The 25,146-nt window shown below is 64.7% G+C and carries 28 protein-coding genes; 7 read left to right on the top strand and 21 right to left on the bottom strand.

The annotated features are described in order from the left end of the window. Window positions 1-58: 58 nt before the first annotated feature. Window positions 59-502 (bottom strand): GatB/YqeY domain-containing protein, encoded by a 444-nt coding sequence (locus NDK18_RS08610; RefSeq protein WP_250624698.1) that lies wholly within the window; start codon window positions 500-502, stop codon window positions 59-61. A 152-nt stretch (window positions 503-654) separates the two neighbouring features. Then, a complete protein-coding gene (gene rpsU, locus NDK18_RS08605; RefSeq protein ID WP_055999514.1) occupies window positions 655-870 on the bottom strand; it encodes a 30S ribosomal protein S21 in 216 nt (71 codons plus the stop codon). A 56-nt stretch (window positions 871-926) separates the two neighbouring features. Here rpsU and tsaD point away from each other — a divergent pair, with 56 nt between their 5' ends. Genes tsaD through folK form a run of 3 tightly spaced genes read left to right on the top strand, consistent with a single transcriptional unit; the run spans window position 927 to window position 2,846 of the window. Beyond that, the gene (gene tsaD, locus NDK18_RS08600) at window positions 927-1,973 is read left to right on the top strand and encodes a tRNA (adenosine(37)-N6)-threonylcarbamoyltransferase complex transferase subunit TsaD (protein ID WP_250627538.1); all 1,047 of its coding nucleotides are present in this window, start codon (window positions 927-929) and stop codon (window positions 1,971-1,973) included. A gap of 28 nt (window positions 1,974-2,001) precedes the next feature. Then, window positions 2,002-2,361, top strand: a complete 360-nt coding sequence (gene folB, locus NDK18_RS08595; RefSeq protein WP_250624700.1) for a dihydroneopterin aldolase — start codon at window positions 2,002-2,004, stop codon at window positions 2,359-2,361. Between the two features lie 5 nt (window positions 2,362-2,366). Further along, entirely contained in the window at window positions 2,367-2,846 is a 480-nt protein-coding gene (gene folK, locus NDK18_RS08590; protein WP_250624701.1) for a 2-amino-4-hydroxy-6-hydroxymethyldihydropteridine diphosphokinase, read from the top strand. Between the two features lie 23 nt (window positions 2,847-2,869). On the opposite strand, the gene NDK18_RS08585 is transcribed toward folK, so the two are convergent. From NDK18_RS08585 to NDK18_RS08575, 3 genes are all read right to left on the bottom strand, one after another. After that, window positions 2,870-3,115 (bottom strand): tautomerase family protein, encoded by a 246-nt coding sequence (locus NDK18_RS08585; protein ID WP_250624702.1) that lies wholly within the window; start codon window positions 3,113-3,115, stop codon window positions 2,870-2,872. Between the two features lie 68 nt (window positions 3,116-3,183). Next, a complete protein-coding gene (locus NDK18_RS08580; RefSeq protein ID WP_250627537.1) occupies window positions 3,184-3,894 on the bottom strand; it encodes an SDR family NAD(P)-dependent oxidoreductase in 711 nt (236 codons plus the stop codon). A gap of 51 nt (window positions 3,895-3,945) precedes the next feature. Next, window positions 3,946-4,728 carry an MBL fold metallo-hydrolase gene (locus tag NDK18_RS08575; RefSeq protein ID WP_250627536.1) on the bottom strand — a complete coding sequence of 261 codons (783 nt, stop codon included), beginning with the start codon at window positions 4,726-4,728 and terminating at the stop codon, window positions 3,946-3,948. A 55-nt stretch (window positions 4,729-4,783) separates the two neighbouring features. Between NDK18_RS08575 and NDK18_RS08570 the strand changes: the two genes are divergently transcribed. Together NDK18_RS08570 and NDK18_RS08565 are read left to right on the top strand one after the other, a co-directional pair. Further along, entirely contained in the window at window positions 4,784-5,692 is a 909-nt protein-coding gene (locus NDK18_RS08570; RefSeq protein ID WP_250624705.1) for a LysR family transcriptional regulator, read from the top strand. A 73-nt stretch (window positions 5,693-5,765) separates the two neighbouring features. Then, entirely contained in the window at window positions 5,766-6,608 is an 843-nt protein-coding gene (locus NDK18_RS08565) for a DUF6159 family protein (RefSeq protein WP_250624706.1), read from the top strand. 4 nt (window positions 6,609-6,612) lie between these two features. Here the strand turns inward: NDK18_RS08565 and NDK18_RS08560 are convergent, their stop codons facing one another. The 5 genes from NDK18_RS08560 to polA all read right to left on the bottom strand — a co-directional run bounded on the left by NDK18_RS08560 (window position 6,613) and on the right by polA (window position 13,301). After that, window positions 6,613-6,996 carry a YchJ family protein gene (locus NDK18_RS08560; RefSeq protein ID WP_250625872.1) on the bottom strand — a complete coding sequence of 128 codons (384 nt, stop codon included), beginning with the start codon at window positions 6,994-6,996 and terminating at the stop codon, window positions 6,613-6,615. Next, window positions 6,975-7,571, bottom strand: a complete 597-nt coding sequence (locus NDK18_RS08555) for a DUF938 domain-containing protein (protein ID WP_250627664.1) — start codon at window positions 7,569-7,571, stop codon at window positions 6,975-6,977. The genes NDK18_RS08560 and NDK18_RS08555 overlap by 22 nt, the downstream gene beginning before the upstream one ends. 2 nt (window positions 7,572-7,573) lie before the next feature. Further along, window positions 7,574-9,667 (bottom strand): ATP-dependent DNA helicase DinG, encoded by a 2,094-nt coding sequence (gene dinG, locus NDK18_RS08550; protein ID WP_250627535.1) that lies wholly within the window; start codon window positions 9,665-9,667, stop codon window positions 7,574-7,576. Between the two features lie 111 nt (window positions 9,668-9,778). Continuing rightward, window positions 9,779-10,285 carry a DUF1993 domain-containing protein gene (locus tag NDK18_RS08545; protein ID WP_250624709.1) on the bottom strand — a complete coding sequence of 169 codons (507 nt, stop codon included), beginning with the start codon at window positions 10,283-10,285 and terminating at the stop codon, window positions 9,779-9,781. Between the two features lie 298 nt (window positions 10,286-10,583). After that, a complete protein-coding gene (gene polA / locus NDK18_RS08540) occupies window positions 10,584-13,301 on the bottom strand; it encodes a DNA polymerase I (RefSeq protein WP_250627534.1) in 2,718 nt (905 codons plus the stop codon). 99 nt (window positions 13,302-13,400) lie between these two features. Here polA and NDK18_RS08535 point away from each other — a divergent pair, with 99 nt between their 5' ends. Next, window positions 13,401-13,850 carry a DUF2782 domain-containing protein gene (locus tag NDK18_RS08535; protein ID WP_250624711.1) on the top strand — a complete coding sequence of 150 codons (450 nt, stop codon included), beginning with the start codon at window positions 13,401-13,403 and terminating at the stop codon, window positions 13,848-13,850. A gap of 4 nt (window positions 13,851-13,854) precedes the next feature. Here the strand turns inward: NDK18_RS08535 and NDK18_RS08530 are convergent, their stop codons facing one another. Then, the gene (locus NDK18_RS08530; RefSeq protein WP_250627533.1) at window positions 13,855-14,559 is read right to left on the bottom strand and encodes a glutathione S-transferase; all 705 of its coding nucleotides are present in this window, start codon (window positions 14,557-14,559) and stop codon (window positions 13,855-13,857) included. Between the two features lie 133 nt (window positions 14,560-14,692). On the opposite strand from NDK18_RS08530, the gene NDK18_RS08525 reads away from it, so the two are divergent. Then, window positions 14,693-15,682, top strand: coding sequence for a bile acid:sodium symporter family protein (locus NDK18_RS08525; RefSeq protein WP_250627663.1), 990 nt, complete (start codon window positions 14,693-14,695; stop codon window positions 15,680-15,682). Here NDK18_RS08525 and purH read toward each other — a convergent pair. The 10 genes from purH to cutA all read right to left on the bottom strand — a co-directional run bounded on the left by purH (window position 15,654) and on the right by cutA (window position 25,127). Continuing rightward, on the bottom strand, window positions 15,654-17,243 hold the full coding sequence (gene purH / locus NDK18_RS08520) for a bifunctional phosphoribosylaminoimidazolecarboxamide formyltransferase/IMP cyclohydrolase (RefSeq protein WP_250627532.1): 1,590 nt from the start codon (window positions 17,241-17,243) through the stop codon (window positions 15,654-15,656). The genes NDK18_RS08525 and purH overlap by 29 nt on opposite strands. A 40-nt stretch (window positions 17,244-17,283) precedes the next feature. Then, a complete protein-coding gene (locus NDK18_RS08515; protein ID WP_250624715.1) occupies window positions 17,284-17,517 on the bottom strand; it encodes a helix-turn-helix domain-containing protein in 234 nt (77 codons plus the stop codon). Between the two features lie 233 nt (window positions 17,518-17,750). Further along, window positions 17,751-18,536, bottom strand: a complete 786-nt coding sequence (locus NDK18_RS08510; RefSeq protein WP_250624716.1) for a zinc-ribbon and DUF3426 domain-containing protein — start codon at window positions 18,534-18,536, stop codon at window positions 17,751-17,753. A gap of 9 nt (window positions 18,537-18,545) precedes the next feature. After that, window positions 18,546-19,445, bottom strand: a complete 900-nt coding sequence (prmA, locus tag NDK18_RS08505; RefSeq protein WP_250624717.1) for a 50S ribosomal protein L11 methyltransferase — start codon at window positions 19,443-19,445, stop codon at window positions 18,546-18,548. Further along, a complete protein-coding gene (gene accC, locus NDK18_RS08500; RefSeq protein WP_250624718.1) occupies window positions 19,445-20,812 on the bottom strand; it encodes an acetyl-CoA carboxylase biotin carboxylase subunit in 1,368 nt (455 codons plus the stop codon). The genes prmA and accC overlap by 1 nt, the downstream gene beginning before the upstream one ends. A gap of 9 nt (window positions 20,813-20,821) precedes the next feature. Next, on the bottom strand, window positions 20,822-21,298 hold the full coding sequence (gene accB / locus NDK18_RS08495; protein WP_250624719.1) for an acetyl-CoA carboxylase biotin carboxyl carrier protein: 477 nt from the start codon (window positions 21,296-21,298) through the stop codon (window positions 20,822-20,824). Between the two features lie 35 nt (window positions 21,299-21,333). Further along, window positions 21,334-21,777 (bottom strand): type II 3-dehydroquinate dehydratase, encoded by a 444-nt coding sequence (gene aroQ / locus NDK18_RS08490; protein ID WP_250624720.1) that lies wholly within the window; start codon window positions 21,775-21,777, stop codon window positions 21,334-21,336. Between the two features lie 160 nt (window positions 21,778-21,937). Continuing rightward, on the bottom strand, window positions 21,938-22,465 hold the full coding sequence (locus tag NDK18_RS08485; protein WP_250624721.1) for a TlpA family protein disulfide reductase: 528 nt from the start codon (window positions 22,463-22,465) through the stop codon (window positions 21,938-21,940). Beyond that, the gene (locus NDK18_RS08480; protein ID WP_250627531.1) at window positions 22,462-24,714 is read right to left on the bottom strand and encodes a protein-disulfide reductase DsbD family protein; all 2,253 of its coding nucleotides are present in this window, start codon (window positions 24,712-24,714) and stop codon (window positions 22,462-22,464) included. The genes NDK18_RS08485 and NDK18_RS08480 overlap by 4 nt, the downstream gene beginning before the upstream one ends. 77 nt (window positions 24,715-24,791) lie before the next feature. Next, a complete protein-coding gene (gene cutA / locus NDK18_RS08475; protein ID WP_250627530.1) occupies window positions 24,792-25,127 on the bottom strand; it encodes a divalent-cation tolerance protein CutA in 336 nt (111 codons plus the stop codon). Between the last annotated feature and the right edge of the window lie 19 nt (window positions 25,128-25,146).

The raw sequence follows: 25,146 nt of genomic DNA, 5'->3' as shown, positions 1-25,146 counted from the left end.
CTTTAAGTGGCGGTGATCTTGCGTGCCCGATCGTGCGGGAGGCGTGAAACGTGGCAGCTTACGCCAGGGCAGCCTTCACCTTCTGGGACACCACCGCCATGTCGGCGGTGCCGGCGGCCTTGTCCTTGACCCAGCCCACCACCTTGCCCATGTCCTTCATGCCGGTGGCGCCGGTTTCGGCCACGGCCTGGCGCACCAGGGCCTCGATGCCAGCCTCGTCGAGCTTGGCCGGAAGGTAGGCTTCGATGATGCCCATTTCGTAGCGCTCGATCTTGGCCAGATCCTCGCGGGCGGCGGCTTCGAACTGGGTCACTGAATCGCGCCGCTGCTTCATCATTTTTTCAAGCGTAGCCAGCACCTGGGTGTCGTCCAGCTCGATGCGCTCGTCCACTTCGCGCTGCTTCACGGCGGCCAGCATCAGGCGGATCACGCCGAGCTTGTCCTTCTCGCCGCCACGCATGGCGTTCTTCATGTCTTCGGTCAGTTGCTGCTTCAGGCTCACGGGAATTCCTTATTTGACTTCGAACACGAAAACCGGCGCCTCCCAGGGGGTGGCGCCGGTCCGTAACATGCGTAAGCGAGGTGGCGGCTGCGGGTTGGACGCGCCTGCCGGTTGCCTGCCCCTATGCCAGTGAAGGCGGGCAGGCAGGACACTCAGTACATGCGGGTCTTGCGGGAAACGTCACGCGACAGGCGGCGCAGGTGGCGCTTGACCGCAGCAGCACGCTTGCGCTTGCGTTCCTGGGTGGGCTTTTCGTAGAACTCGCGCTTGCGGGTCTCGGCCAGCACACCAGCCTTTTCACAGGTACGCTTGAAACGACGCAGGGCAAGCTCGAACGGCTCGTTCTCGCGGACTTTAACGGACGGCATGGAAACTCCACTTGGGTAAACTGGCCCGGCTGATCGGGCGAGCCGTGAATTATAGCGTGAGCATTCTGCAGATTTCAAAGCCTGTACTGGGTATCGAGACCTCCTGCGACGAAACAGGCGTCGCCCTGCTGCGCTGGGACCGGGAAAACCCGGGCCGGGGCCTGCTTTCCCATGAGCTTTTCAGCCAGGTCCGGCTACATGCCGAATATGGCGGGGTGGTGCCGGAGCTGGCCAGCCGGGACCATGTCAGGAAGCTTTTACCCTTGGTGCGCAAGGCCTTGGCCGATGCAGGGCTGGGTTTGTCCGACCTTGGCGGGGTGGCCTATACGGCCGGCCCCGGCCTGGTGGGTGCCCTTTTGGTGGGCGGGGCGGCGGCGCGGGCCATGGCCTGGGCGCTGGGGATCCCGGCCATCGGCGTTCACCATATGGAAGGTCATCTACTGGCCCCTTTGCTGGAAGACGACCCGCCCGAGCCGCCGTTCGTGGCCCTGCTGGTATCGGGCGGGCACTCCATGCTGGTCGAGGTCCAGGGCATCGGGAGCTACCGGATCCTGGGCGACACCCTGGACGACGCGGCCGGCGAGGCCTTCGACAAGACGGCCAAGATGATGGGCCTGCCGTATCCCGGCGGGCCGGCCTTGGCAAAACTGGCCGAACAGGGCCGGTCCGGCGTGTACAAGTTCACCCGGCCGATGACCGATCGCCCCGGCTTCGACTTCAGTTTCTCCGGGCTCAAGACCCAAGTGCTGATGGCCTGGAAGGCATCGGACGGTAGCGACCAGGCCCGGGCCGACATCGCCCGCGGCTTCGAGGAAGCCATCGTGGATACGCTCGCCATCAAGTGCCGCCGCGCGCTGGCCGCCACCGGGGCAGGGCGCCTGGTGATCGCCGGCGGTGTCGGCGCCAATCGCCGCCTTCGCGCCCAGTTGGCCGAAGCGGGCGCCGCCGATGGTTTCAGGGTGTACTTCCCCCGACTGGAATTCTGCACCGACAACGGCGCGATGATCGCGTTGGCCGGTGCCATCCGCCTGGCGGCCGGGCAGCACGACGATACCCTGGTGGTGCAGCCGCGCTGGAGCCTGGAAACCCTTACCGCGGCCTGATCGCGCCGTGATTGGCTAGAATCGTCCGATGGATATCGTATTTATCGAAGACCTCCGCATCGATGCCGTCATCGGCATCTATGACTGGGAGCGCAAGATCCGCCAGCCGCTCGCGTTCGACGTCGAGATGGCGTTCGACAACCGCAAGCCCGCGGCCACCGACGACATTGCCGACACGCTCGATTACAAGGCCGTCTCCAAGCGCCTGCAGTCGTTCGTGGGTGAATCATCGTTTGGCCTGGTGGAAACCCTGGCCGAGCGCTGCGCGGAAATCATCATGCAGGAATTTGGCGTGGCCTGGGTGCGCCTGAAGTGCGCCAAGCCCGGTGCCGTGCGTGGAGCGAAGTCGGTGGGCGTGGTGATCGAGCGCGGCAAGCGGCCGGCGTAGCGCGCATGGCTACGGCATGGCTAAGCCTCGGCTCCAACGTGGAACCGGAGCATCACCTGCGGGCGGCGTTGTCTGAACTGCGCTCGATGTTCGGCGACATCGTGGTGTCGCCGGCTTACAGCAGCAAGGCGGTGGGCTTCGACGGGCCGGCCTTCATCAACCTGGCCGTGGGCCTGACCACCAACCTTGCCCCGATCGCACTGAACGACGCATTGCACGCCATCGAGGATCGCCATGGCCGCCGTCGCGACGTGCCGCGCTTCTCCAGCCGCACGCTGGACATCGACATCGTGCTTTACGACGACCTCGTGCTCGACGGGCCCGGGCACCTGAAGATTCCCCGCGATGAACTTCGCCACGCCTTCGTGTTGCGACCGCTGGCCGACATCGCCGGTGAAGTGGTGCATCCGTTGACGGGGCTGACATTGTCCCAAATGCAGGCGCGAGCCGCCGATGATGGCGAGCTCGAGCCTGTCAGGTTGTAACGAGGCAAAACTTTCCGCGCTCTCTATGTGGACTTATCGGCCTTGGCCGCGATCTGCTGGCGGTATTCCGGCGTGGTCACGCCGCCGACACCCCAGTTCTCAAGCTCGACCTCTTCGATGATGACGTAAGTGGTGTGCGGTGCTTTGCCCATCACTTCGAACAGAAGGTCGCTAACGCCTTTGATCAGCGCCTTCTTCTGCTCCGGAGTCGTTGCCGTCTCGCCCGGCAATGTACCCTCGCGCGTCACCTTGATGTTTACGTATGGCATGGTTTCCTCCCAAAAACGGACGATAACAATACCGCGGCGGGCCACTTGTCCCGCCGCGAATGCACGCATCAGCGACCCGCGTGCTGGCCACCGTCGACATGAAGCGTCTCGCCGGTCACGAAGCCGGCGCGTTCCAGGTAAAGCACGGCATCGACGATCTCCTGTGCTTCGCCCATCCGACCGAGTGGATGCAGTTTTTCCAGGAAGTCATGGGTTTCCGCCGGATGCATGGGCGTCTTGATGATGCCAGGTGCTACCGCATTCACGCGTATGCCTTTCTGCGCGTATTCGATAGCCAGTGCACGCGTTATCGCATCCAGGCCGCCCTTGGTGAGTCCCGCCAGGCCCGCCGACACGCCAGAGATGGGTTGCTTCACCAGGGCAGTGGTGATCTGGACGATATGTCCGTTGTTTACACGAAGCATCTGGTCCAGCACCCTCTGCGTGATGTGGAAGAAGCCGCCAAGGTTCACATCGATCACACGATGGAAGTCTTCCACGGTGTATTCGGTAAATGGCTTGCCGATGAAGATGCCCGCGTTGTTGACGAGTGTATCCACGCGCCCGAAGCGATCGATGGCCGTCTGCACGACCTGGCTTGCAACTTCCGGCTCGGCAATGTTTCCCGGTACCGCGATCACGCCCTGGTCGGATCCCTGGGTGATGGATCGCGAATTGGCGATCACGACATAGCCTGCATCCCGATAGCCCTTGACGATGCCGGCGCCGATGCCTTGCGAGGCACCGGTGACAATGGCGACTTTCTGTTCGTTGCTCATGATGATTTTTTCCGTTGTAGGTAGTGGGGTAAAGGTTTCGCGACTGGGTGCTTAACCTGGAACAGGAATAACCAGGGCTTTGCCCTTCTCGAAAGGCACCAGGCGATCAGGCACGCGAAGCTGGGCGAACACATCGACCAGTTGCTCCTGGCTTTCGCTGAAGTGGCCCCAGCCTTCGTTGTGCGCGGCAACGATGGTCGCCTTCGGGAACGCATGCGCCGCTTCCAGCGCGCCTTCGCTACCCATGGTCATGTGGTAGCGCCCGCGCGGTTCGGCAGCACCGGCGAAAAGCAGCACGGCTTTTGGCGAGAAGCGCTGGGCAACCTCGGCCGTACCCTCGTACCAGACCGTGTCGCCGGTGACGTAGAGGAGGTCGCCGGGTCTGTCGACGCCCAGGGCAAACCCCACCACCTCGCCGGAGATCGGCTCGATGCCGATGGGCCCGTGCCGTGCCGGGGTGGCGGTCACCAGCAAGGTTTCACCGTTCGCACCTCGCAGCGTGCAGCTCTCCCATGGTGCAAGGCCGATGGCACTCCCGCCCAAACGAGACGCACCCGACGGCGTCGTGTAAGTCCTGCCCACGCTCGGCAGCATCGCCCGCCCGGCGCTATCAAGGTTGTCGATGTGCTGGTCATGGCTAAGCAGCACCGCATCCAGCTCGCCGATTTCTGCCAACGAAAGCGCCGGGCCCGATGTCTTTTCGAAACGGAGGGAATTGACCTGGTAGCGACCGGGAGGGTCGAACGTCGGGTCGGTCAGCAGGCGCATCGAGCCAAACTCGATCAGTACCGTCGGCCCCCCGACGAGGGTGAGTTTCAAGGGAGTAGAGGACATGGCGGCCAACCTTGGTTCCTGGTGTTGGGAGTAAGGCTAGGCCGGGTCCGCCCTGTTGAAAATCCGCTATCCTCGATCAATGGCTGATAAAAAACGCACAGAGGTGGACTGGCAGGACGTCCGCATCTTCCTGGCGCTGGGCCGCCACGGCAGCCTGTCGGCCGCGGCGCGCGCGCTCTCGGTCAACCACGCGACGATTTCGCGGCGGATCCAGTCGCTGGAAGCGAGCGTTGGCGAGAAACTGGTCGAGCGCCGGCCGGAAGGCTATGTGTTGACGCCGGCCGGAACCTTCGCGCTGGGGGTTGCCGGCGATATGGAAACAGCTGTCCAGACGCTTGGCCGCGGAGGCACGGACGATTCCCCCAAGGGCCTGGTCCGCATCAATGCGCCTCCGGGCCTAGCCCAGGGATTTTTGATCGGACGGCTGGCCGTGCTGCCCACCCTGTACCCGGGTCTGGATATCGATCTGGCCACCGACCTTCGGCCGATAAGCCTTGAACGCCATCAGGCGGATATCGCCGTCCGCCTCGGACGCCCCGACGACGGCGACTTCATTGCCAAGCCCGTGGGCAGCATGGCGTATGGCTTCTACGGCACGCCGTCGGTTTGCCAATGCGTCGAAGACGGCGAGGCGTTTGCCTTCATCAGCTTCGACGAGGAAAGCTCAACCGTGCCCGAGGCCCGTTGGCTGGCCCAGCACTACCCGCGGGCACGTGTTTCATTCCGGGCTGGCAACCAGGTGGCACAGGCAACGGCGGCCCGGTCTGGCGCGGGCCTGGCGCTGCTGCCGCATTACATCGGACGAACCACCCCGGACCTCCGGCCCTGCCATCTGCCAGCCGTGCCGCCGCCGCGCGAGATCTGGCTGCTCATGCGCCGGCAGGATCGAAAGGACCTGCCCATCAGGACGGTCATTGAGCACCTGACCCGGATCTTCGCCGACGAGCAGGCGTTGTTTGAATGACCCCCTCCACTGTTCCACGTGGCTTGCCTCTGCTACAAAATGCCCACTGCCAACCGGGGAAGGACATCGCGCCATGGGGAAGTTCGCACGCAGTTGGACCTTGATGAAGGCGAGCGCATCGGTATTGCGCTCGGACAAGGAATTGATGGTTTTCCCGTTGTTCTCGGCGATGGCCTCGCTGGTGGTGATCGCAAGTTTCGCGCTGCCGATCATCTTCGGCGCCATGCATGGCGAGCATTTCGACCGTCAGCGCCTGGAGCCCATCCAATACGTGCTGATGGGTGCGTTCTACCTCGTGCAGTACACCATCATCATCTTCTTCAACACCGCGCTGATCGGTGCGGCGATGATTCGCCTGGATGGCGGCAATCCCACAGTGGGCGATGGCTTTCGCATTGCCTGGTCGCGTATTGGCACGATCCTGGGCTACGCATTGATCGCCGCAACGGTCGGCGTATTCCTCCGGGCATTGCAGCAGCGCCTGGGCTTCATCGGCCGCATCATTGCCGGCTTCCTTGGCTTAGGCTGGACGGTGGCGACCTTCCTGGTGGTGCCGGTGCTGGCGCATGAAGGGCTGGGACCGTTCCAGTCGCTCAAGCGCAGCGTGCAGTTGCTGCGCAAGACCTGGGGCGAGAACCTGATCGGCAACGCCGGCCTTGGCGTGGTGTTCGGCCTGGGTACGTTCCTGGTCATGCTCTGCGGCGCGGGCCTGATCGTCGGCGCCGCTTTCACCGGTTCCGTTACGGTGATCATCGCCGCGATCGTGGTGCTGGTGATCGCCATGGTGCTGCTGGGCCTGGTGCAGGCAGCGCTGCATGGCATCTACTCGGCGGCGCTATATCGTTATTCCAATGGCGAGGAGCCGGGCACCGGTTTCGATCGCCAGATGCTGGAAAACGCCTTCCGTACTAAGTGACGGATCAGCGTACGTCGCCGTCCAGGTAAAACCACCGCCCATCCTCATGCACGAAGCGACTGAGCTCGTGCTGGCGGTGGGCGGGGCCGCCGCCGTGGCGCGAGCGCGCGACGAATTCCACCGTGGCTTGGTTGCCGTCGCCTGCGGCCTTCTTGATATCCAGGCCCAGCCAGCGAACGCCCGAATCCAGGTCAATCGTCGACGGTCGCGTGGACGCATGCCACGTCGCCAGCAGGTAGTCGGGCAATCCAAGGACGAACGCGCTGTAGCGCGATCGCATCAGCGATTCGGCGTCGGGTGCAAAAAGCCCACCGTGATAGCGGCCGCAGCAGGCGGAGTAGTCGGCTCTTCCGCAGGGGCAAGGGCTCATGGGGCGGTCCGGCGCCAGATGATGCATCGGTTATTGGCCGGCATGGCGCGGTCGTCGACCAGGTGAAATCCCGCCTCGGCGGCCAGTGCATCCACTGCTTCGAAATCACGGATCGCCATGTGGGCGCCGCGTGCTTGCAGCCAGTCGTTGAACGTAGCGTTGCTTGGGCTGGTGAATTGGCCGTCGTAGTTGAACGGTCCGTAGACCACGAGCGTGGCTCCAGGTGCGGTGATGCTTGGCAGGCTGGTGAAGAACGCGCGCACCTCTTCGAACGACATGATGTGCAGCGTGTTGGCGGTGAATACCCCGTCGTAGGCGGTGGTTGGCCACGCGCCATTGACGTCGAAGGCCAACGCGGGCGGTGTATTGGGAAGGCCCGCGTCGTCGAGCCACGCACTTATTCCATCGAGGTTTTCCTCGCGGTCCGACGTTTGCCAGGAAAGGTGGGGGAGGGCCCGCGCAAAAAACACCGCGTGCTGTCCCGTGCCGCTGCCTACTTCAAGCACCGATTTCGTGTGCGTAAATGCCTCGCCAAGCACATCCAGGATCGCATCGCGGTTGCGCGCGACCGACGGCGCATCGGGTTTTTCCATCGTCATGCGGCGCGCTCGATTGCACGCGCAAACGGGGGCAGTGCGCGAAGCATCTGTTCACCGTAACGCTTGGTGACCACCCGGCGGTCCAGCAGCACGATCCGGCCGGTATCGGTTTCGGTGCGGATCAGTCGGCCGCAGTACTGGATCAAGAGCCGCGTGGCATCGGGCACGCTCACTTCGATGAACGGGTTGCGTCCTCGCGACTCCAGCCATTCGGCGTAGGTCGCGCCGACGGGGTCCGTGGGCACGGCAAAGGGAAGCTGCGTTACCACTACGGTTTCGCAGAGCTTGCCCGGAAGATCCAGTCCCTCGCCGAACGAGGCCAGGCCAAACAAGGTACTGCCCTTGCCCGCTTCGATGTCCTCGCGGTGCTCGGTGATCAGCTGCGCCTTGGACAACGAACCCTGCGCACGCACCTTGCGCACGTACTCGATGGGCAGCACTTGCAACACGCGGTCGAGCTTGGCGCGCGAGGTGAACAGCACCAGGTTGCCGGCGTCCCAGTTGAGGTTCGCGCCCAGCCAGGCGGCCACTTCGCGCGCATGGCCTTCGCGGTCATCGGGCATGGCCTTGAAGGCGGGTACTTCCAGCGTGGCCTGGTTGGCCAAGTCGAAAGGCGAGGGCAGGCTTAGCGTGATCGCACCATCGGGCAGGCCAACCGCATCGGCGAAACCGCGGAACTGGCCGCCCACGCTGAGCGTCGCCGAGGTCATCACTACTGCCGCCGCGTTGTCCCACAGCACGTTGCGCAGCAGGCCACCCGCCGATACGGCCGAGGCGTGGCAGACGATCTGCTGGTCGGCGGTCAAGGTTACCCAGCGTGCCAGTGGCGGTGCGTTTTCGCGATCTTCGCTGGACCATGCATACCAGGTGCGCACTTGCCTATCCAGGCGCTCCAACGCCACGCCAAGCTCGCGGGAAATCGCTTCCTGGGTAGGGCCGCCGGCTTCCATCTCCACGACCGCACGGCGCACGCTGCGCACCCATTTGTGCACGTCGCCGGTGACCATGCGCAGCGCGGTGGCATGCACCACCCAGTTCTCCGGCAGCCGGCCGAGGGATGCGCGGTACATCGGCTCTGCTTCGCCGGGCGAAGGCATCCAGGTCATGCGGATCTCGCGCTCGATGTCTTCCAGTGAGGCGCTGAGCTCGGCGATCTTTTCCTCACCCGCTTCGAGAGTGAGATTGCCGATGCTTTCCTTGTCGGTGAGCGAATAGGCCGCATGGATCTGGTTCTGCATGCGGCCGAGCCGGCGCATGGCGACCGACAGGTGTACATCGGCCGCGCCGCGATCGATGGCCTTGGCCGGCACGTGGTGCGCTTCGTCGAAGATGTAGAGCGTTTCTTCCGGCTTGGGCAGGATCACGCCGCCGAAGGTGTCTTCATCGCGCGGCATGGTGAGGTCGGCCAGTACCAGGTCCTGGTTGGCCACCACGATCTCCGCCTCTCCCACGGCGCGGCGCGCCAGGAAAAAGGGGCAAACGGAAAAGGCGCCGCATTTGCGGCCGGTGCAGCCGCCAGCGCTGGTGGTAAGCATGCCGCGCACGAGGTCCGACACGGCTTCCGGGCTTGAGTCCATGTCGCCGTTCCACTCGCCGCTGCTGAAGGCTTCGGTGAGCTTGCCCACGGCCTGGGTATCGCGCGGTTGCGGTGGTTTGGCCCACAGGGCGAGCTCGGCGTCGAAGTCCAGACCGCCTTGCGCGGTTTCAGTGGCGGCCATGCGCAGGTTGCGCACGCACAGGTAGCGCTGGCGGCCCTTGGCCAGGGCGACCTTGGCTTCCACGCCGCAGAGCTTCAGGAACTGGGGAATATCGCGCTGGACCAACTGCTCCTGCAACGCCACGGTGGCCGTGGCGATCAGAAGCTTCTTCTTCGTCGCCCGCGCCACTTCCAGCCCGGCGATCAGGTAGGCCATCGATTTGCCGGTACCGGTGGGCGCCTCGATCACCGCGGCGCCCGCGGGCTCGGCCAACGCCTTGGCCACTTCGGCAATCATCTTCAGCTGCGCCGGCCGCCCTCGGAAGCCGGGCAAGCCTTCCTTGAGGCGCCCGTAGTCGGCGCGGATGGTGGCTTTGGTGTCGTCAAGGAGCATGGGCCGGCCATTGTCCCACACAGCTGGCGCAAGGCCACGCGCAAACGGGTTGAGCCCCTGGTATGACCATCAGCGCCGTCGAATAGCTCGACGGCGCTGGCGGGATGTTGCTTAGCGGTTGCCCAGGTAGTCGTTCTTGCCCAGTTCTGCGCCAGCTTCGCGCAGGATCGCGTAGGTGGTGGAGATGTGGAAGAACATGTTGGGCAGGGCGAAACCGAAGAGATAGTCCTGGCCGGTGAAGTTCAGTTCGCCGCTGCGCATCTTCAGCACGATCGCGCGGTCTTCGCTGCCGTCGATCTGGCTGGCCTGGAACGACTTGACGTAGTCGATCACCTTGTCGATGCGGGCCTGGAGTTCGTCGAAGGTCACTTCCACGTCGGGCACCGCGATCGGCTCGACGCCGGCCAGCCGTGCCACGCAGCCCTTGGCAGCGTCGGTTGCGATCTGCACCTGCTTGACCAGCGGCAGCATGTCGGCGATCAGCCGCGTCTGCAGCATCACTTCATCAGGAACGTTCTTGGCCTTGGCGTGGGCCTGGCCTTTCTGCAGCACGTGCTTGAGGTTGGACAGGCCGCGCACGAATACCGGCACGGAGGCCTGGGACATGGAAAGGGACATGGGGTTGCCTTTGCTCAGGTGGGAAAAGTGCGCGAACGATAGCGCATTGGCCCGGTCCAAACGACACGCAAAAAAAGGCCCCGAAGGCCAGGGGGGGACCTTCGGGGCTGGGGTGGCTGCGAAACCCAGGGGAGAGGTTCGCAGCCGTAGGTTCACTCAGGGAGGAGAGATCACCTTCGGAACACCGTTGCGTGTGTTCCGGAAGATTAGATGCGGGCAGGGCCAGAAAGTTCGCTGGTTTGGCGAAAAAATAGTCAGTTAATTTTCAGGGTTTGGAAACCTGGCGAAAAACAGGCAGTTAGTGCGCCTCGTGCCAGTTGGCGCCCACACCGACGTCCACGATCAGCGGTACGGCGAGCTCCGCCGCCCCGGACATGCGCTCGATCACCCCCTCGCGAACTGCTTCCACGGCGTCTTCGCGCACTTCGAAGACCAATTCATCGTGAACCTGCATCAGCATGTGCACGTCGTCGCGTGTCTCAATCCAGGCTGCGACGGCGATCATCGCCCGCTTGATGATGTCGGCGGCCGTGCCCTGCATCGGGGCGTTCACCGCCGCGCGCTCGGCGCCGGCCCGGCGTGCCTGGTTCCGCGAGGCCAGCTCTTCCAGGTAGAGCCGGCGGCCGAACAGGGTTTCCACGTAGCCGTCGCGATGCGCCTGGCTGCGGGTGGCTTCCATGAAGTCCCGCACGCCCGGGTACCGGGTGAAGTAGCGGGCCATGTAATCGGAGGCCTCGCCGCGGTCGATGTTCAGCTGGCGCGCCAAGCCGAAGGCGCTCATGCCATACATCAGGCCGAAGTTGATCGCCTTGGCTGCACTGCGCTGGTTGGCGGTGATCTCTTCAGGCGGGATGCCGAACACCTCGGCGGCGGTGGCCCGGTGCACGTCGCCGCCGTTGCCCAATGCCCGCAGCAGGCCTTCATCGCCAGACAGATGCGCCATGATGCGCAACTCGATCTGCGAATAGTCCGCCGCCATGATCTTCCAGCCCGGCGGCGCGATGAATGCCTGGCGAATGCGGCGGCCTTCTTCGGTGCGGATGGGGATGTTCTGCAGGTTCGGATCCGCCGATGACAAGCGCCCGGTGGCGGCCACGGCCTGGTGGTAGCTGGTGTGCACGCGGCCAGTGCGTTCGTTGACGGTGCCAGCGAGCTTGTCGGTATAGGTGGAGCGCAGTTTCGCCAGGCCGCGGTATTCCAGCAGCACGCGTGGGAGCTCGTGGGCGTCGGCGATCGCTTCGAGCGCTTCTTCGTTCGTCGATGGCTGGCCGGTGGGTGTCTTCACCCGCACCGGTAGGCCCAGTTCGTCGAACAACACGGCCTGCAGCTGCTTGGGCGAATCCATGTTGAACTCGTGGCCGGCGCTGGCGTAGGCCTGCTTCTGCAGTTCCACCATGCGCTTGCCCAGTTGCTGGCTCTGGCGGCGCAGTTCGTCGATGTCGATCAACACCCCGCGCTGTTCCATCTTCGCAAGGATCGGCACCAGGGGTATTTCGATCTCTTCGTAGACCTTCAGCAGGCGCGGCTCGGCCTGAAGCTGCGGATACAGCGCCTGGTGCAGGCGCAGGGTGACGTCGGCATCCTCCGCGGCGTAGCGCGTGGCCGTGTCGAGGTCGACCTGGCCGAAGGGAATCGACTTGGCGCCCTTGCCTGCGACTTCTTCATATTTGATGGTCGTATAGCCCAGATACCGCGTGGCCAGCGAATCCATGTCGTGGCGGGTGGCGGTGGCGTTGAACACGTAGCTTTCGAGCATCGAATCGAAGGCCACGCCGCGCACGTCGACGCCGTGCGTGGAGAGCACGTTGATGTCGTACTTGGCGTGCTGCCCAAGCTTGGCGATGGAGGCGTCTTCGAAGATCGGCTTGAGTGCGCCCAGGACTTCATCACGCGACAGCTGCGTCGGTGCACCGGGATAGTCGTGGGCCACGGGAACGTAGGCTGCCCTGCCCGCTTCCACGGCAAACGACACGCCGACGATCTGCGCGCGCATCGGATCGATGCTGGTGGTCTCGGTATCGAAGGCCAGCACGCTTGCCTCGCGCAGGCGAGGCAGCCATGCGTCGAGGGCTTCGCGGGTGGTGATGAGTTCATATTCCCCGGGGGCGGAGAATGCCTCGATCAACGCGGCTGGGGCCGCTGCCGCGGCCGGTGCTGCAGCTGGTGCGGCTCCGCCGGCTTCCAGTTCCTTCAGGGCGGCCTTGAAGTCGTAGCGACGGTAGAGCTCCAGCAGGGATTCGTTGTCGCTCTGGCGCTGGTGCAGGTCGGTCGGGCCCACTTCCAGCGGCGTGTTGATGCGAATGGTGACCAGATCCTTCGACAGCGGCAGCCTAGGCAGCGCCGTGCGCAGGTTCTCGCCGATCTTGCCGCTGACCTTGTCGGCCGAGGCGATCAGGGCCTCGAGCGTGCCGTATTCGGCGAGCCATTTGGCGGCTGTCTTCGGACCGCATTTCTCCACACCGGGAACATTGTCGACGCTGTCACCGGTGAGGGTGAGGAAATCGACGATCTGGTCGGGCCGCACGCCGAACTTGGCGAATACGCCATCCACGTCCAAGGTGGTGTTGGTCATGGTGTTGACCAGGGTGATGCGATCGTCCACCAGCTGGGCGAAATCCTTGTCGCCGGTGGATATCACCACGTCGATGCCCTGTTCGCGCGCCTGCACGGCCAACGTGCCGATCACGTCGTCGGCTTCGACCCCGGTCACGCGCAGGATCGGAAACCCCAGCGCGCCGACGATGCGCAGCATCGGTTCGACCTGGGACCGCAGGTCGTCCGGCATCGAGGGCCGATTGGCCTTGTACTGCGGGTACATCTCCTCGCGGAAAGTCGGGCCGGGTGCGTCGGCCACGAAGGCGAGGTACTCCGGAGCGGATTTCAGTGTGGAGCGCAGCATGTTCACCACGCCGAACAGCGCGCCGGTGGGCTCGCCCTGGGCGTTGGTCAGCGGCGGCAGCGCGTGGAAGGCGCGGTAAAGGTACGAGGACCCGTCGATCAGGATGAGCTTGGCCATCTTGGGATTCTCTCATGGCTTGAGTGTGCTTTCCGGGCCCGTTCACGCCGCAAGGGGTAAGGGCGCTGTTATGCTCGGCGTCTGCACGGAGACTTCGTCATGAAACCGAACATCCCGCTCCTCGCCGGCCTGGCCCTGATCGCCGCGGGCAGCCTCCACGCCCAGGACCTCAACCTCAAGCCTGCCCCGCCTCCGCCGGGCATTCACGACAAGGGCGCCACGCCGGTGGCCAATCCGCCGCCGGAAAAAAACCGCCCGGCCATCGACCTTCCGGCCATGCACGACAGCGGCACCGATGCCAACGGCAACCCGCCGCCGCAGGTTACCGTTCGTACCGAAGGCGAAGACACCGTCGAGGAATACCGCGAGGGCGGCCGCATCACCATGATCCGCATCACGCCCAAGCATGGGCCGCCGCGCGAGATCATGGCCGATGAAAGCGGCAAGCTCGAGCGTGATCCCAAGCTCGGCCCGGTGGCACCGGTGTACTACAAGGTGTACGAGTGGGGCGCAGCGCCCAAGACGGTGGATGAGCAGAAATCGCAGTAGGGTTTTAGCCGTCCAGTTCGGGATAGTGGCGGAAGACGCCGTTGGTGTTGAAGGCCAGTCGTCGCGGTGATGCCAGATACGCGGCGATGTTCGGCCGTTGCGCCACGCGGTCATGCACGGCGGTGAGCAGCGGCAGTTTCTTGCCGAGCCGGGCCATGGCCTTGGGATAGGCGTAGTTGAGCGCCGCCACCAGCTGGAACATCGAAAGATCAACGTACGAGTGCTCGCGCAACGCATGGCGGCCACCGCCGCGCTCGATGCAGTGCTCCAGATACCCCAGGTACTTGGGCATGCGCTCGTTGCGGAATTCCGCGGCACGCCGTTTCGCTTCGGGTTTCTGGTCTTCGTAGTAAAGCCCCATGCCCACCGGGTGGTGGCTGTCGTGGGCCTCGGCCACCAGGTCCGTGATGGTCAGTTCGATCTGGTGAGCCTGCGCCCGCCGCGATTCGCTGTCGGGCACAAGGTCCAGGCGCGGCCCCAGGTATTGCAGGATGTTGGCCACCTGGGCGATCACCAACCGCCCGCTCTTGAGGAATGGTGGCGCGAAGGGCACCGCGCCTTCGTGCTTGCCCTCAAGCCATGGGGTCATGACATCGTCGCCTTCTTCACGGGCCACGTCGATGTACTCGGCCCTGGCGTCTTCCAGTGCCAGGCGCACGAATTCGCCGCGACCCTGGATGCCCGTCCAGTAGTAGAGCTCGTATGGCATGTACCGGCCTCGCAGCGGGGTAAGGTGCACCAGTGTGTACTGGCACGGCTCTAGCGGGTGTGAGCGTGACGGCAAGTATTTGCGTGACCGGTCGCGCATTGCGCTGCAGCCCGCGCCAAGTTCCAATACATCGATGGATATTCGCCGCTTTCTTCCCGACGGATTCACCTCCGCCCTCGTCCTGACCGTCATCATCGCCAGCCTGCTGCCCTGCCGGGGCATCGCGGCGACGGTATTCGACTGGGTCACCGACTTAGCCATTGCCCTGCTGTTCTTCCTGCACGGGGCGAAGCTGCCGCGCCAGGCGGTGGTGGAGGGCGCACGCCACTGGAGGCTGCATGCGGTGGTACTGGCCAGCACCTTCGTGGTGATCCCGCTGTTGGGCCTGGCACTGAAGCCTTTGCTGGCGCCCCTGGTGACGCCGGAGCTTTACCTGGGCGTGCTGTTCCTGTGCACGCTGCCATCGACGGTGCAATCGTCCATCGCCTTTACCTCGATCGCCCGGGGCAATGTACCGGCGGCCATCGTTTCGGCCTCGGCATCGAGCCTGATCGGCATCCTGGTTACGCCGTTGCTGGTAGGTCTGATTATCAGCACGTCCGGCCATGGCGGCCTTTCGGTCGATGCCGTGGGCGCCATCGTGCTGCAACTGTTGCTGCCCTTTGTTGCAGGCCAGGTAGCCCAGCGCTGGATCGGCGAATGGGTGCAGAAGTACAAGGATTGGCTGGGTTTCGTCGACCGCGGCTCGATCCTGCTGGTGGTCTACACCGCTTTCAGTGCGGCGGTGCTGCAAGGCCTATGGAAGCAGATGCCCGCGCCGGTGCTGGCGGGCCTGCTCATTGTCGATGCGGTGATCCTGGCGCTGGCCCTGCTGATCACCCGCTACGGCGCCCGCGCGCTTGGTTTCAGCCGTGAGGACGAGATCACCATCGTGTTCTGCGGCTCGAAGAAGAGCCTGGCCAGCGGCGTGCCGATGGCCAAGGTGATCTTTGCCGGGCATCCACTGGGCAGCATCGTGCTGCCGGTGATGCTGTTTCATCAGATCCAGCTGATGGTATGCGCGGTACTGGCTCGCCGCTACGCGCGGCGGCCGGTCAATGGCGGAAGTGTCGAATCGAGGTAAACACCATCGCCATGCCGTGCTCGTCGGCGGCCGCGATCACTTCCTTGTCACGCATCGACCCGCCGGGCTGGATCACGGCCCGGATGCCCGCCGCAGCCGCGGCGTCGATGCCATCGCGGAAAGGGAAGAAGGCGTCCGAAGCCATGGCGCTACCCGGTACGGTGAGGCCCGCTTCCTCGGCCTTGAGACCTGCGATCTTCGCCGAAACCACGCGGCTCATCTGGCCGGCGCCCACGCCGATGGTGCGGCCGTCGCGGGCATACACGATGGCGTTGGATTTCACGTACTTGGCAACGGCCCAGGCGAAGTAGAGGTCGTCCAGTTCCTTCGCATCGGGCGCGCGCTTGCTTACCACCTTCAGTTCCGAGCGCTTGACGGTGTGGTTGTCCGCCGTCTGCACCAGCAGGCCGCCGCCGATGCGCTTGAAGTCGAAGTTATTGCGGCCGTCGCCGCTTGGGATTTCCAGTACGCGCACGTTGGCCTTGGCGGCCGTTGCGGCCAGGGCTTCGCTGGCGAACGACGGCGCGATAAGCACCTCGACGAACTGGCGGCCGACGATGGCTTGGGCGGTGGCATGGTCCACCGGCCGGTTGAAGGCGATGATGCCGCCGAAGGCCGAGGTAGGGTCGGTGGCGTACGCCAGCTCGTAAGCGGCCAGCGGATCGGCCGCCACGGCCACGCCACAGGGGTTGGCATGCTTGACGATCACGCAGGCGGGTACGTCGAACTGGCGCACGCATTCCCACGCAGCGTCGGCGTCGGCGATGTTGTTGTAGGACAGTTCCTTGCCCTGCAACTGATGGAACGTGGCGAGTGTCCCGGCGGCAGGCGTAGCGTCCTGGTAAAAAGCCGCCTGCTGGTGCGGATTCTCGCCATAGCGCAGGCCCATCACCTTGATGAAGGAGTGGTTGGCCTGTGCCGGGAAGGCATCGACACTGGACACGGCTGTCTGCGTGTCATTGAGCTGCACGGCGGAAAGATAGTTGCTGATGGCCGCGTCATAGGCAGCCACCCGGTTGAACGCCGCCACCGACAGTGCGAATCGGGTCGCCCGGTCGAGGCCGCCTTTAGTCTCGATCTGCGTGAGCGCGTTGTCATACTGTGCCGGATCGGTAAGCACGGCGACATCGTTCCAGTTCTTTGCCGCCGCGCGCAGCATGGCGGGGCCGCCGATGTCGATGTTCTCCACGGCGTCCTCGAGCGTGCAGCCCGGCGTGGCGATGGTCTTTTCGAACGGGTAGAGATTCAGCACCAGCAGGTCGATCGGCTCGATGCCGTGCGTTTGCATGACCTCGTCATCGACGCCGCGCCGGCCCAGCAGGCCGCCATGCACAGCCGGGTGCAGCGTTTTGACACGGCCGTCCATGATCTCGGGAAAACCGGTGACATCGCTGGCCTCGGTGACCGGGATGCCGGCATCGCGCAGGGCCTTGGCCGATCCGCCGGTGGAAAGCAGCTCCACACCCTTATCGGACAGGCGTTTGGCCAGGTCGATGAGTCCCAGCTTGTCGGAGACGCTCAGTAGGGCGCGGCGGACGGGGACGAGATCGGGCGTGGGCATGACCGGAATCCAGGCAGGAGACCGACCATTATAGCGCCCGTCAGATCAGGCCGTGGGCTGACAGCTTCTTGCGCAGCGTGGCGCGATTGATGCCCAGCGCGGCAGCCGCACGGCTCTGGTTGCCTTCGTGGAAGGCGAGCACTTCACGCAGCAACGGGCCTTCGACCTCGCGGATGACCAAGGCATGCAGGCCTTCATCGCAATGCGTGTCACCAATGTCCTTCAGATAGCGACGCACGGTACGGCTGACACATTCGCTGAGGGCGCTCTGCATGGACGGTTCATTCGCCACTTCAACGTCGGTCAGTCGGACAGCGTGCACGTCGATCCCCTCACGGAACAGCGCAGGGACAGCCATGGCCCTGCAGGATTTGCATGAATGTTACGACCGCGGCTTTGGGCTCGAATGGCCGACCGATCGATCGCGAAGGGATCGACTATACCCGTGTCCGCGGACGAATTTAAGGCTTGCGAAAAAGAAAAGTTCCTAGATCGGCCAGCCGGCGTTCACTCGAAGGCGAACTCGAAGTTCACCGCGTTCTGGCCCGGGTCTTGCACTTCGAACACCATGACCGAGTCCGACGCGGCCCTGAGCCCGCGTGCCACGGTGGTTGCGTCGCCGACATATTCTTCAGGACGGAAGCGGCGCATGGCCAGGCGCTTGCCGTCGGCATCACTCAACGTGATGTTTACTACTGGATACGGCTGCGCGAACGAGGCGTCGTTGCGTACATGCGCGGTGATCAGCAAGGCGCCGGGAATTTTCGGATGCGCGGTGACTTCGCGGGCCAATAGTTTCAGTTGCGTCGTGTCGCGCACCAGTGGCAACTGGCAGCCCAGGGTATGGCAGGCCGAGGCAAGCATCGGGCCGATGGTGGGATCGGCTACCAGGGTTTCGCGCTTGGCCCAGCCAAGTTGGCCGCCCAATCCCAACAGCAATACCGCACAGATCGCCGTCCATCCCCACCAGTGGCGCGGTGCGCGCGGTTTGCGTTTGTCACGTGCAAAGCGCGGCGCAAACGTCAGTTGGGAGAAATCTTCCTGGCCTGGCGCGCCCTCGGCCACGGACTGAACCGGTGGTCGGAACACCGCCTGGTCGAGCAGGGGCGGGGCTTGGTCAAGGGCGTGCTCGTCGAGCTTGCGGAAGGGTTCGGGGGGGAGAGTTTCCGACAGCGTGCCCAGTGCCTGGAAGACATTGTCGCAATGGGCGCAACGCACGCAGCCGCAGGCCGGGACAAGTGCCGCTGCCTGCAGCGCATAGACGGTGAGGCAGTCGGGGCACTGGGTGTACATGGCGGTAGTCTAGCTGCGACGCGTGCCGCTGATGCGGACCCAATCCTCGCGGATGGCGATGGCCAGGTCGTCGAACCATTCGCCGTAACGGGCAAGCAGCTCCTCGTGCTGGCCGGCCAGGATGCCCGACATGGCAAACGGCGAGCCGGGCTTGATACTGGCAGCGAACGCTGGCGCCAGTTCGTCGAGGGGGCCGGCCAGGATATTGGCCACCAGCACGTCGGCAGGCGCCACGTTGCCGGCGCCGGGCAAGTGCACTTCCAGTCGATCGGCTACGTCGTTGCGTTGGGCGTTGTCCAACGAGGCGGTCAGCGCCTGGGGATCGTTGTCGATGCCCACCGCGTGCTTGGCGCCGAGCTTCAGCGCCGCCAGCGCCAGCACGCCGGAACCGCAACCGTAATCAAGTACCGTCAGGCCATGCAGGTCCAGGCCATCGAGCCACTCCAGGCATAGCGCCGTGGTCGGATGGGTACCGGTACCGAAGGCAAGGCCTGGATCAAGGCGCACCACCACTTCATCGCCGCCCGCGGGCGGTTCGATGTTCCACGGGTAGATCCACAAGCGCCGGCCGAACTGCATGGGCTTGAACTGGTCCATCCAGGCTCGTTCCCAGTCCTGGTCCTCGACTACGCGGAAATCGAGTGTGTCGGTGTCAAGCCACGGCAGGCGATCGGCCAGCGCGGCCAGAAGGCCGCGACGATCAACATCCGCTTCGAACAGCGCAAGCAGGGTGATCGTCGCCCACAGCGGCAACTCGCCCACGCCCGGCTCGAAAATGGCCTGCTCGTCGGGTGTTTCGGCGTCGGCGTCCTGCAGCGTCACCGAAAGCGCCCCGACATCTTCGAGCGCTTCCTCGGTGGCTGGCTGCTGGGCCTGTGTGATGGTGAGGGAAAGCTCAAGCCACGGCATTATTGCGTTCCCGCCGCCGCCTCTTTCTGCTCCGCCATCCGCTTCTCGAGGTAGTGAATGTTCTGCCCGCCGGCCTGGAAGCCCTTGTCGGCCATGATGCGCTGCTGCAGCGGTACGTTGCACTTGACGCCTTCGATCACCGTCTCCAGCAGCGCGATGCGCATGCGGGCGATGGCGGTCTCACGGTCGGGGCCATGCACGATGAGCTTGCCGATCATCGAGTCGTAGTTGGGCGGGATGCGATAGCCGTCATACAGGTGCGTGTCCACGCGCACGCCGGGGCCGCCTGGCGCCTCGAAGCGCTTCACCGTGCCCGGCGAGGGCATGAAGGTGTCGGGATCTTCGGCGTTGATGCGGCACTCGATGGCATGGCCCTTGATCACCACGTCTTCCTGGCGGATCGAAAGCTTTTCGCCACCGGCGATCAGCAACTGCTCGCGCACCAGATCGATGCCGGTGATCATCTCGGTGACCGGATGCTCCACCTGGATGCGCGTGTTCATCTCGATGAAGTAGAACTTGCCGCCTTCGTAGAGGAACTCGAAGGTGCCAGCGCCGCGATAACCGATGCGGACGCAGGCGTCGGTGCAGACCTTGCCGATGCGGGCGCGCTCCTCGGGCGTGATGCCCGGCGCGGGGGCTTCTTCCACCACCTTCTGGTGGCGGCGCTGCATGGAGCAGTCGCGCTCGCCCAGGTGGATGGCATTGCCCTGGCCGTCGGCCATCACCTGGATCTCCACGTGTCGCGGATTCTCCAGGAATTTCTCCATGTACACCTGTTCGTTGCCGAACGCGGCCTTGGCTTCGGCCTTGGTCATGGTGACCGCATTGGCCAGGTGTGCTTCGGTGCGCACCACGCGCATGCCGCGTCCGCCACCGCCGCCGGAAGCCTTGATGATCACGGGATAGCCGATCTCGCGGGCGATCTTGACGTTGGCGGCAGGGTCCGTACCCAGTGGGCCACCGGAGCCGGGTACGCAGGGGACGCCAGCGTCCTTCATGGCGCGGATGGCTTCCACCTTGTCGCCCATCATGCGGATGACGTTGGCGGTGGGACCGATGAAGACGAAGCCGGACTCTTCCACCTGCTCGGCGAAGTCGGCGCGCTCGGACAGGAAACCATAGCCGGGATGGATGGCATCGGCGTCGGTGATTTCCGCGGCGGCGATGATGCGCGGGATATTGAGGTAGCTGTCCACCGACGGCGCGGGGCCGATGCACACCGATTCATCGGCCATGCCCACGTGCTTCAGGCTGCGGTCGGCGGTGGAGTGCACGGCGACCGTCTTGATCCCCAGGCTATGGCATGCGCGCAGGATGCGAAGCGCGATTTCGCCGCGATTGGCGATGACGACCTTGTTCAACATGGCTGTTCCTTAGCCGATCACGAACATGGGTTCGTCGAATTCCACAGGCTGGCCGTTCTCGACCAGGATCGCCACGATCGTGCCGGCGACATCGGCCTCGATCTGGTTGAACATTTTCATCGCCTCGATGATGCCGATGGTCTCGCCGGCCTTGACCTGCTGGCCGATCTTGGCGAACGCCGGGGCGCCCGGGGTGGAGGCGGCATAGAAAGTGCCAACCATGGGGGCCTTGACGGTGTGGCCGGCCGGGAGGTCGGACGCAGCCGGTGCGGTGTCGGCAGCCGGGGCGCTGGCGGCGACTGGCGCGGCAGCGGGTGCAGCGGCGACCGGGGCGGGTGCGGCCTGCGCATACATCGGCTGCATCTGCACGCTGCCCTTGGGCACGCGGGACAAGCGCACCACTTCCTCGCCTTCCTTGATTTCGAGTTCAGCCAGGTTCGACTCTTCGAGCAGGTCGATCAGCTTCTTGATCTTGCGCAGGTCCATGGGACAAACCTTTTTCTGGAAAGGGGATGAAATATTCAGGCGTCGCCGACGCGGCGCAGGGCGGCGTCGAGGGCGAGTTGGTAGCCGTGTGCACCCAGTCCGCAGATCACGCCGACAGCCACGTCCGATAGGTACGAGGTGTGGCGGAAGGGTTCACGGGCATGGGGGTTGGACAGGTGGACCTCGATGAACGGGATGGCCACGCCGGTCAGGGCGTCGCGCAGCGAGATGCTGGTATGGGTGAAGGCGCCCGGGTTGATCACGATGAAGGCCACGCCTTCGTCGCGGGCCTGGTGGATGCGCCCCACCAGCTCGTGCTCGGCGTTGGACTGGAAGTAGGCCACGCTATGGCCTGCTTCGCCGGCGCGGGTAGTCAGCCTGGTGTTGATATCCGCCAGGGTGTCGCGCCCGTAGATATCAGGCTCGCGGACACCCAGGAGGTTGAGATTGGGACCGTGCAGGACCAGGATCTTTGCCATGCGCCTCTCACGGGCAAGCCGAAGGCGCGGAGTTTGCGCGCCCTGGGGTCAATTGTCCAGTTCGGCGCAGTTAGCGGAAGATCGCCGCTGTTTGTTGCAATACCGCACGCTTGCGTATGGTTTACCAGCGGATGTAAGCGTCCAACGACTCTTGGCCGCGCTAGCGTTGCAGCCATTGCGCAAGCCGGGCGTCGTCCAGCTTTCCCAGGTGGCTGGCCAGCACGCGGCCCTGGTCGTCCAGCAACACACTATAGGGAAGCAGGTTGCGGGCATTACCGGCCTGGGCGGAAGTGGCCTGGTCGGCCGAGGCCAGCAGCCAGGGGTAGGCCGGGGCGGCCTCGCGGGCCTGTTTCCTGACGCTGTCGGGGTCGTCCTGCGCCACGCCGATGACTTGCACCCCATGGGCCGCGTATTTGGCCTGTGCGGCGGCCAGGGCGGGCATTTCCTCCCGGCAGGGGCCGCACCAGGTGGCCCAGAAGTTCACCAGCCGTTTCTTGCCCTTCCAGTGGTCCAGCGATGCCGGCCGGCCATCCAGATCAGTGAGCTTGAGCGCCGGGAAGGGGGCTCCCACGGCAAGATCGCCGCTGACGTCGACCTGTGGAGCGCGGCGATCAACGTACAGACCCACGCCGGCGGCGATCAAGGCCAGTAACAGGATCGCTGCCGTGGGACCACGCAGGAAGTTCACGGCGCCGCGGCTTCGCGCAGCGCCGCGGCTACCGCGTCCTGGGTGAGCACCGTGGAGAGCTTCTTGCCTTCCGCGCCGTTACCCGGGTAAACCACGTACAAGGGCACGCCCGGCGAATGGTGTTGTTCCAGGAACGCGGCGATGGTGGGATTGACGTCGGTCCAGTCGCCGTACATGTAGGTGGCGCCGGTTTCCTTCATCACCGCGTGGAAGGCATCGGTGTCGAGCACGGCGTGCTCGTTGGCCTTGCAGGTGACGCACCAGTCGGCGCCGATGTCCACGAACACCGGCTTGCCGCTCTTGCGCAGCTCCGCCAGTTTTTCGGGCGAGAACGACACCTTGCCGCTTGAAGCGGCCGCCGCCTGCGGCCTCTCCAGGCCATTGACCACCACAAGTGGGTAGAGAGCGCCAAGGGCAAGGACCGCCACGAACACCTTCGACAGCGGCTTGCCGCCACGGCTGCGCTCGAACCACCACAGCGCTGCGGCCAGCAATACCGCGCCGGCCAGCACGGCCCCGACGGCATTGGCACCGCGCTGGTTGGCAAGCACCCACACCAGCCATACCGCGGTGAGGTACATGGGGAAGGCCAGGACCTGCTTGAAGGTTTCCATCCAGCGGCCGGGACGCGGCAACAGGCGCGCTAGTGCCGGGATATAGCCGATGGCCAGGAACGGCAGGGCCAGGCCCAGGCCCAGGAGCAGGAACACCAGCAAGGCCACCAGCGGTGAGGCGGCAAAGGCGAAGGCGAGCGCCGGACCCATGAACGGTGCCGTGCACGGGCTTGCCACGACCACGGCCAACACGCCGGTGAAGAAATCGCCCGTAGGACCGCTGCGTGAGGCCAGGCCGCTGCCGGTATTGCCCAGCGAGGTGCCGAACTGCACCACGCCCGACATCGACAGGCCCACGGCCAGCATGATGTAGATCAATACGCCCACCGCCACCGGCTGCTGCAGCTGGAAGCCCCAACCCAGGGCATGTCCGGCAGCGCGCAGGCCGATCACGGCCAGGCCAATGACGGCGAAGGACACCAGTACACCGGCGGTGTAGTACAGGGCGTGCCTGCGCGCGCCGCCGTCGTGGCTGGAGCCTTCGACCACCGACACGACCTTCAGCGACAGCACCGGCAATACGCAGGGCATCAGGTTGAGAATCAGACCGCCCAGGAGCGCCAGGCCGAGCACGGCGAGAAGGCCAGGCGAGTCGCCAACGCCCGGCGGAGGCATCTGCGGAGCGACTTCCTGCGGCGCGCCGGCGGGCGTGGCGCTTTCGGTCGCCGCAGGCGTGACATCAGTGCCCGTGCCGCCAGCAAGGTCCAGCTTCACCTGGCGCGTCATCACCGGATAACAGATGCCGTTTTCAAGGCAACCCTGGAAGGTGGCCTGCACGACTACATCGCCCTTGCCCGGGCCGTCCTTCAGGGCGACAGGCAGTTCCACCTGGTCGTAATAGACAATGGCATCGCCGTTGTACTTGTCGTTGTGCGCGATGCCGCTGGGCCATTCTGGTTCGCCAAGGCTGGCGCCCTTGGGCGAGATCACTTCCAGCGCGGTCTTGTCGCGATAGAGGTAGTAATCCTTGGGCATCGTCCAGCGAAGCAGGAGTTTGTCGGGGGCGGTGGCGATGGCCTCGAAGCGGAAGGCTTTTTCGGCGGGGAGGGGGGCGCCGTCGGTCGACGTCGCGGCGCCTTTGCCGCCCAACAGCGCCAGGCCTGAATTCGATGCCGTGGCGGCAGTGGTCGGCGTCGCCGTCCCCGCGGCCGAACCAGCACCCGTTGCCGGGCTCGTTTCCACCGGCGGAGCACCGATGGTGAGGTTGAGCTTCTCGGTATTGGGCGGATAGCAGATCTTCGGCTCCACTTCGTGGCAGCCCTGGTAGCGCACGGTCAGCGCGATCGTCTTGGCCGATGCGTCAGTGAGCGTATACGGCACCGTGGCATCCATGGCGCCGTGGTAAGTCTCCACGTCGCCCAGGAACTCATCGTGGTGCTTCACGCCATCGGGCAGCTGCGGCTCGCCAAGTTTCAGCGCTGCATCGTCCGTGGCCTTGATCTTCAGCTGGCCGCGATAGAGGTAATAGTTCGGGGCAATCGTCCAGTGAAGTTTCACCACGCCGGCCTTGGAGGCATCGGCGGTCAGGTGGAAGGCTTGCGTGACGGGCAGCAAGCCGTCGTCCTGGGCGAAAGCCGGCAAGCTGATCAGGGCGGCCAGGGACAACAGCCAGGCACGCGGGGATGGGAACTTCATGGCAACTCCGGAAAGCCGATACATCGCGGGTCCACGCCCGTGTAGTGCCGAAGCAGACCCGGGGAAGCCCCGCAAGCTTACATCGGGTCGCTGGAGGGGGGCTTCGATTCGGCCGCAACCCATGCCAGGTAGGCGGGCAGGCCGTCGGTCACGTCCAGGACGATGAGTTCGGGCGTGTCATAAGGATGGAATTCCTCAATGTAGGCCTTGAGCGCGGGGACGCATTCACGCGTGGTCTTGATGAGCAGCGTGGATTCCGTCTCGCTGACAATGCGGCTTTCCCACCGGTATACCGATGCCACGGCGGGAAGAATGTTCACGCAGGCGGCCAGACGACGCTCGACAGCCCCGTTGGCCAGGGCGTTGGCGGTGTCCGCCGTGGGGCAGTTGCAAAACGCTATGACGATGGCCATGGCTTGTTTCGTCCCGACA

Source organism: Pinirhizobacter soli (assembly GCF_015905305.1).
GTDB classification, from domain to species: Bacteria; Pseudomonadota; Gammaproteobacteria; order Xanthomonadales; family Rhodanobacteraceae; genus Pinirhizobacter; species Pinirhizobacter soli.
This window is presented reverse-complemented; position numbering and strand designations above follow the sequence as displayed.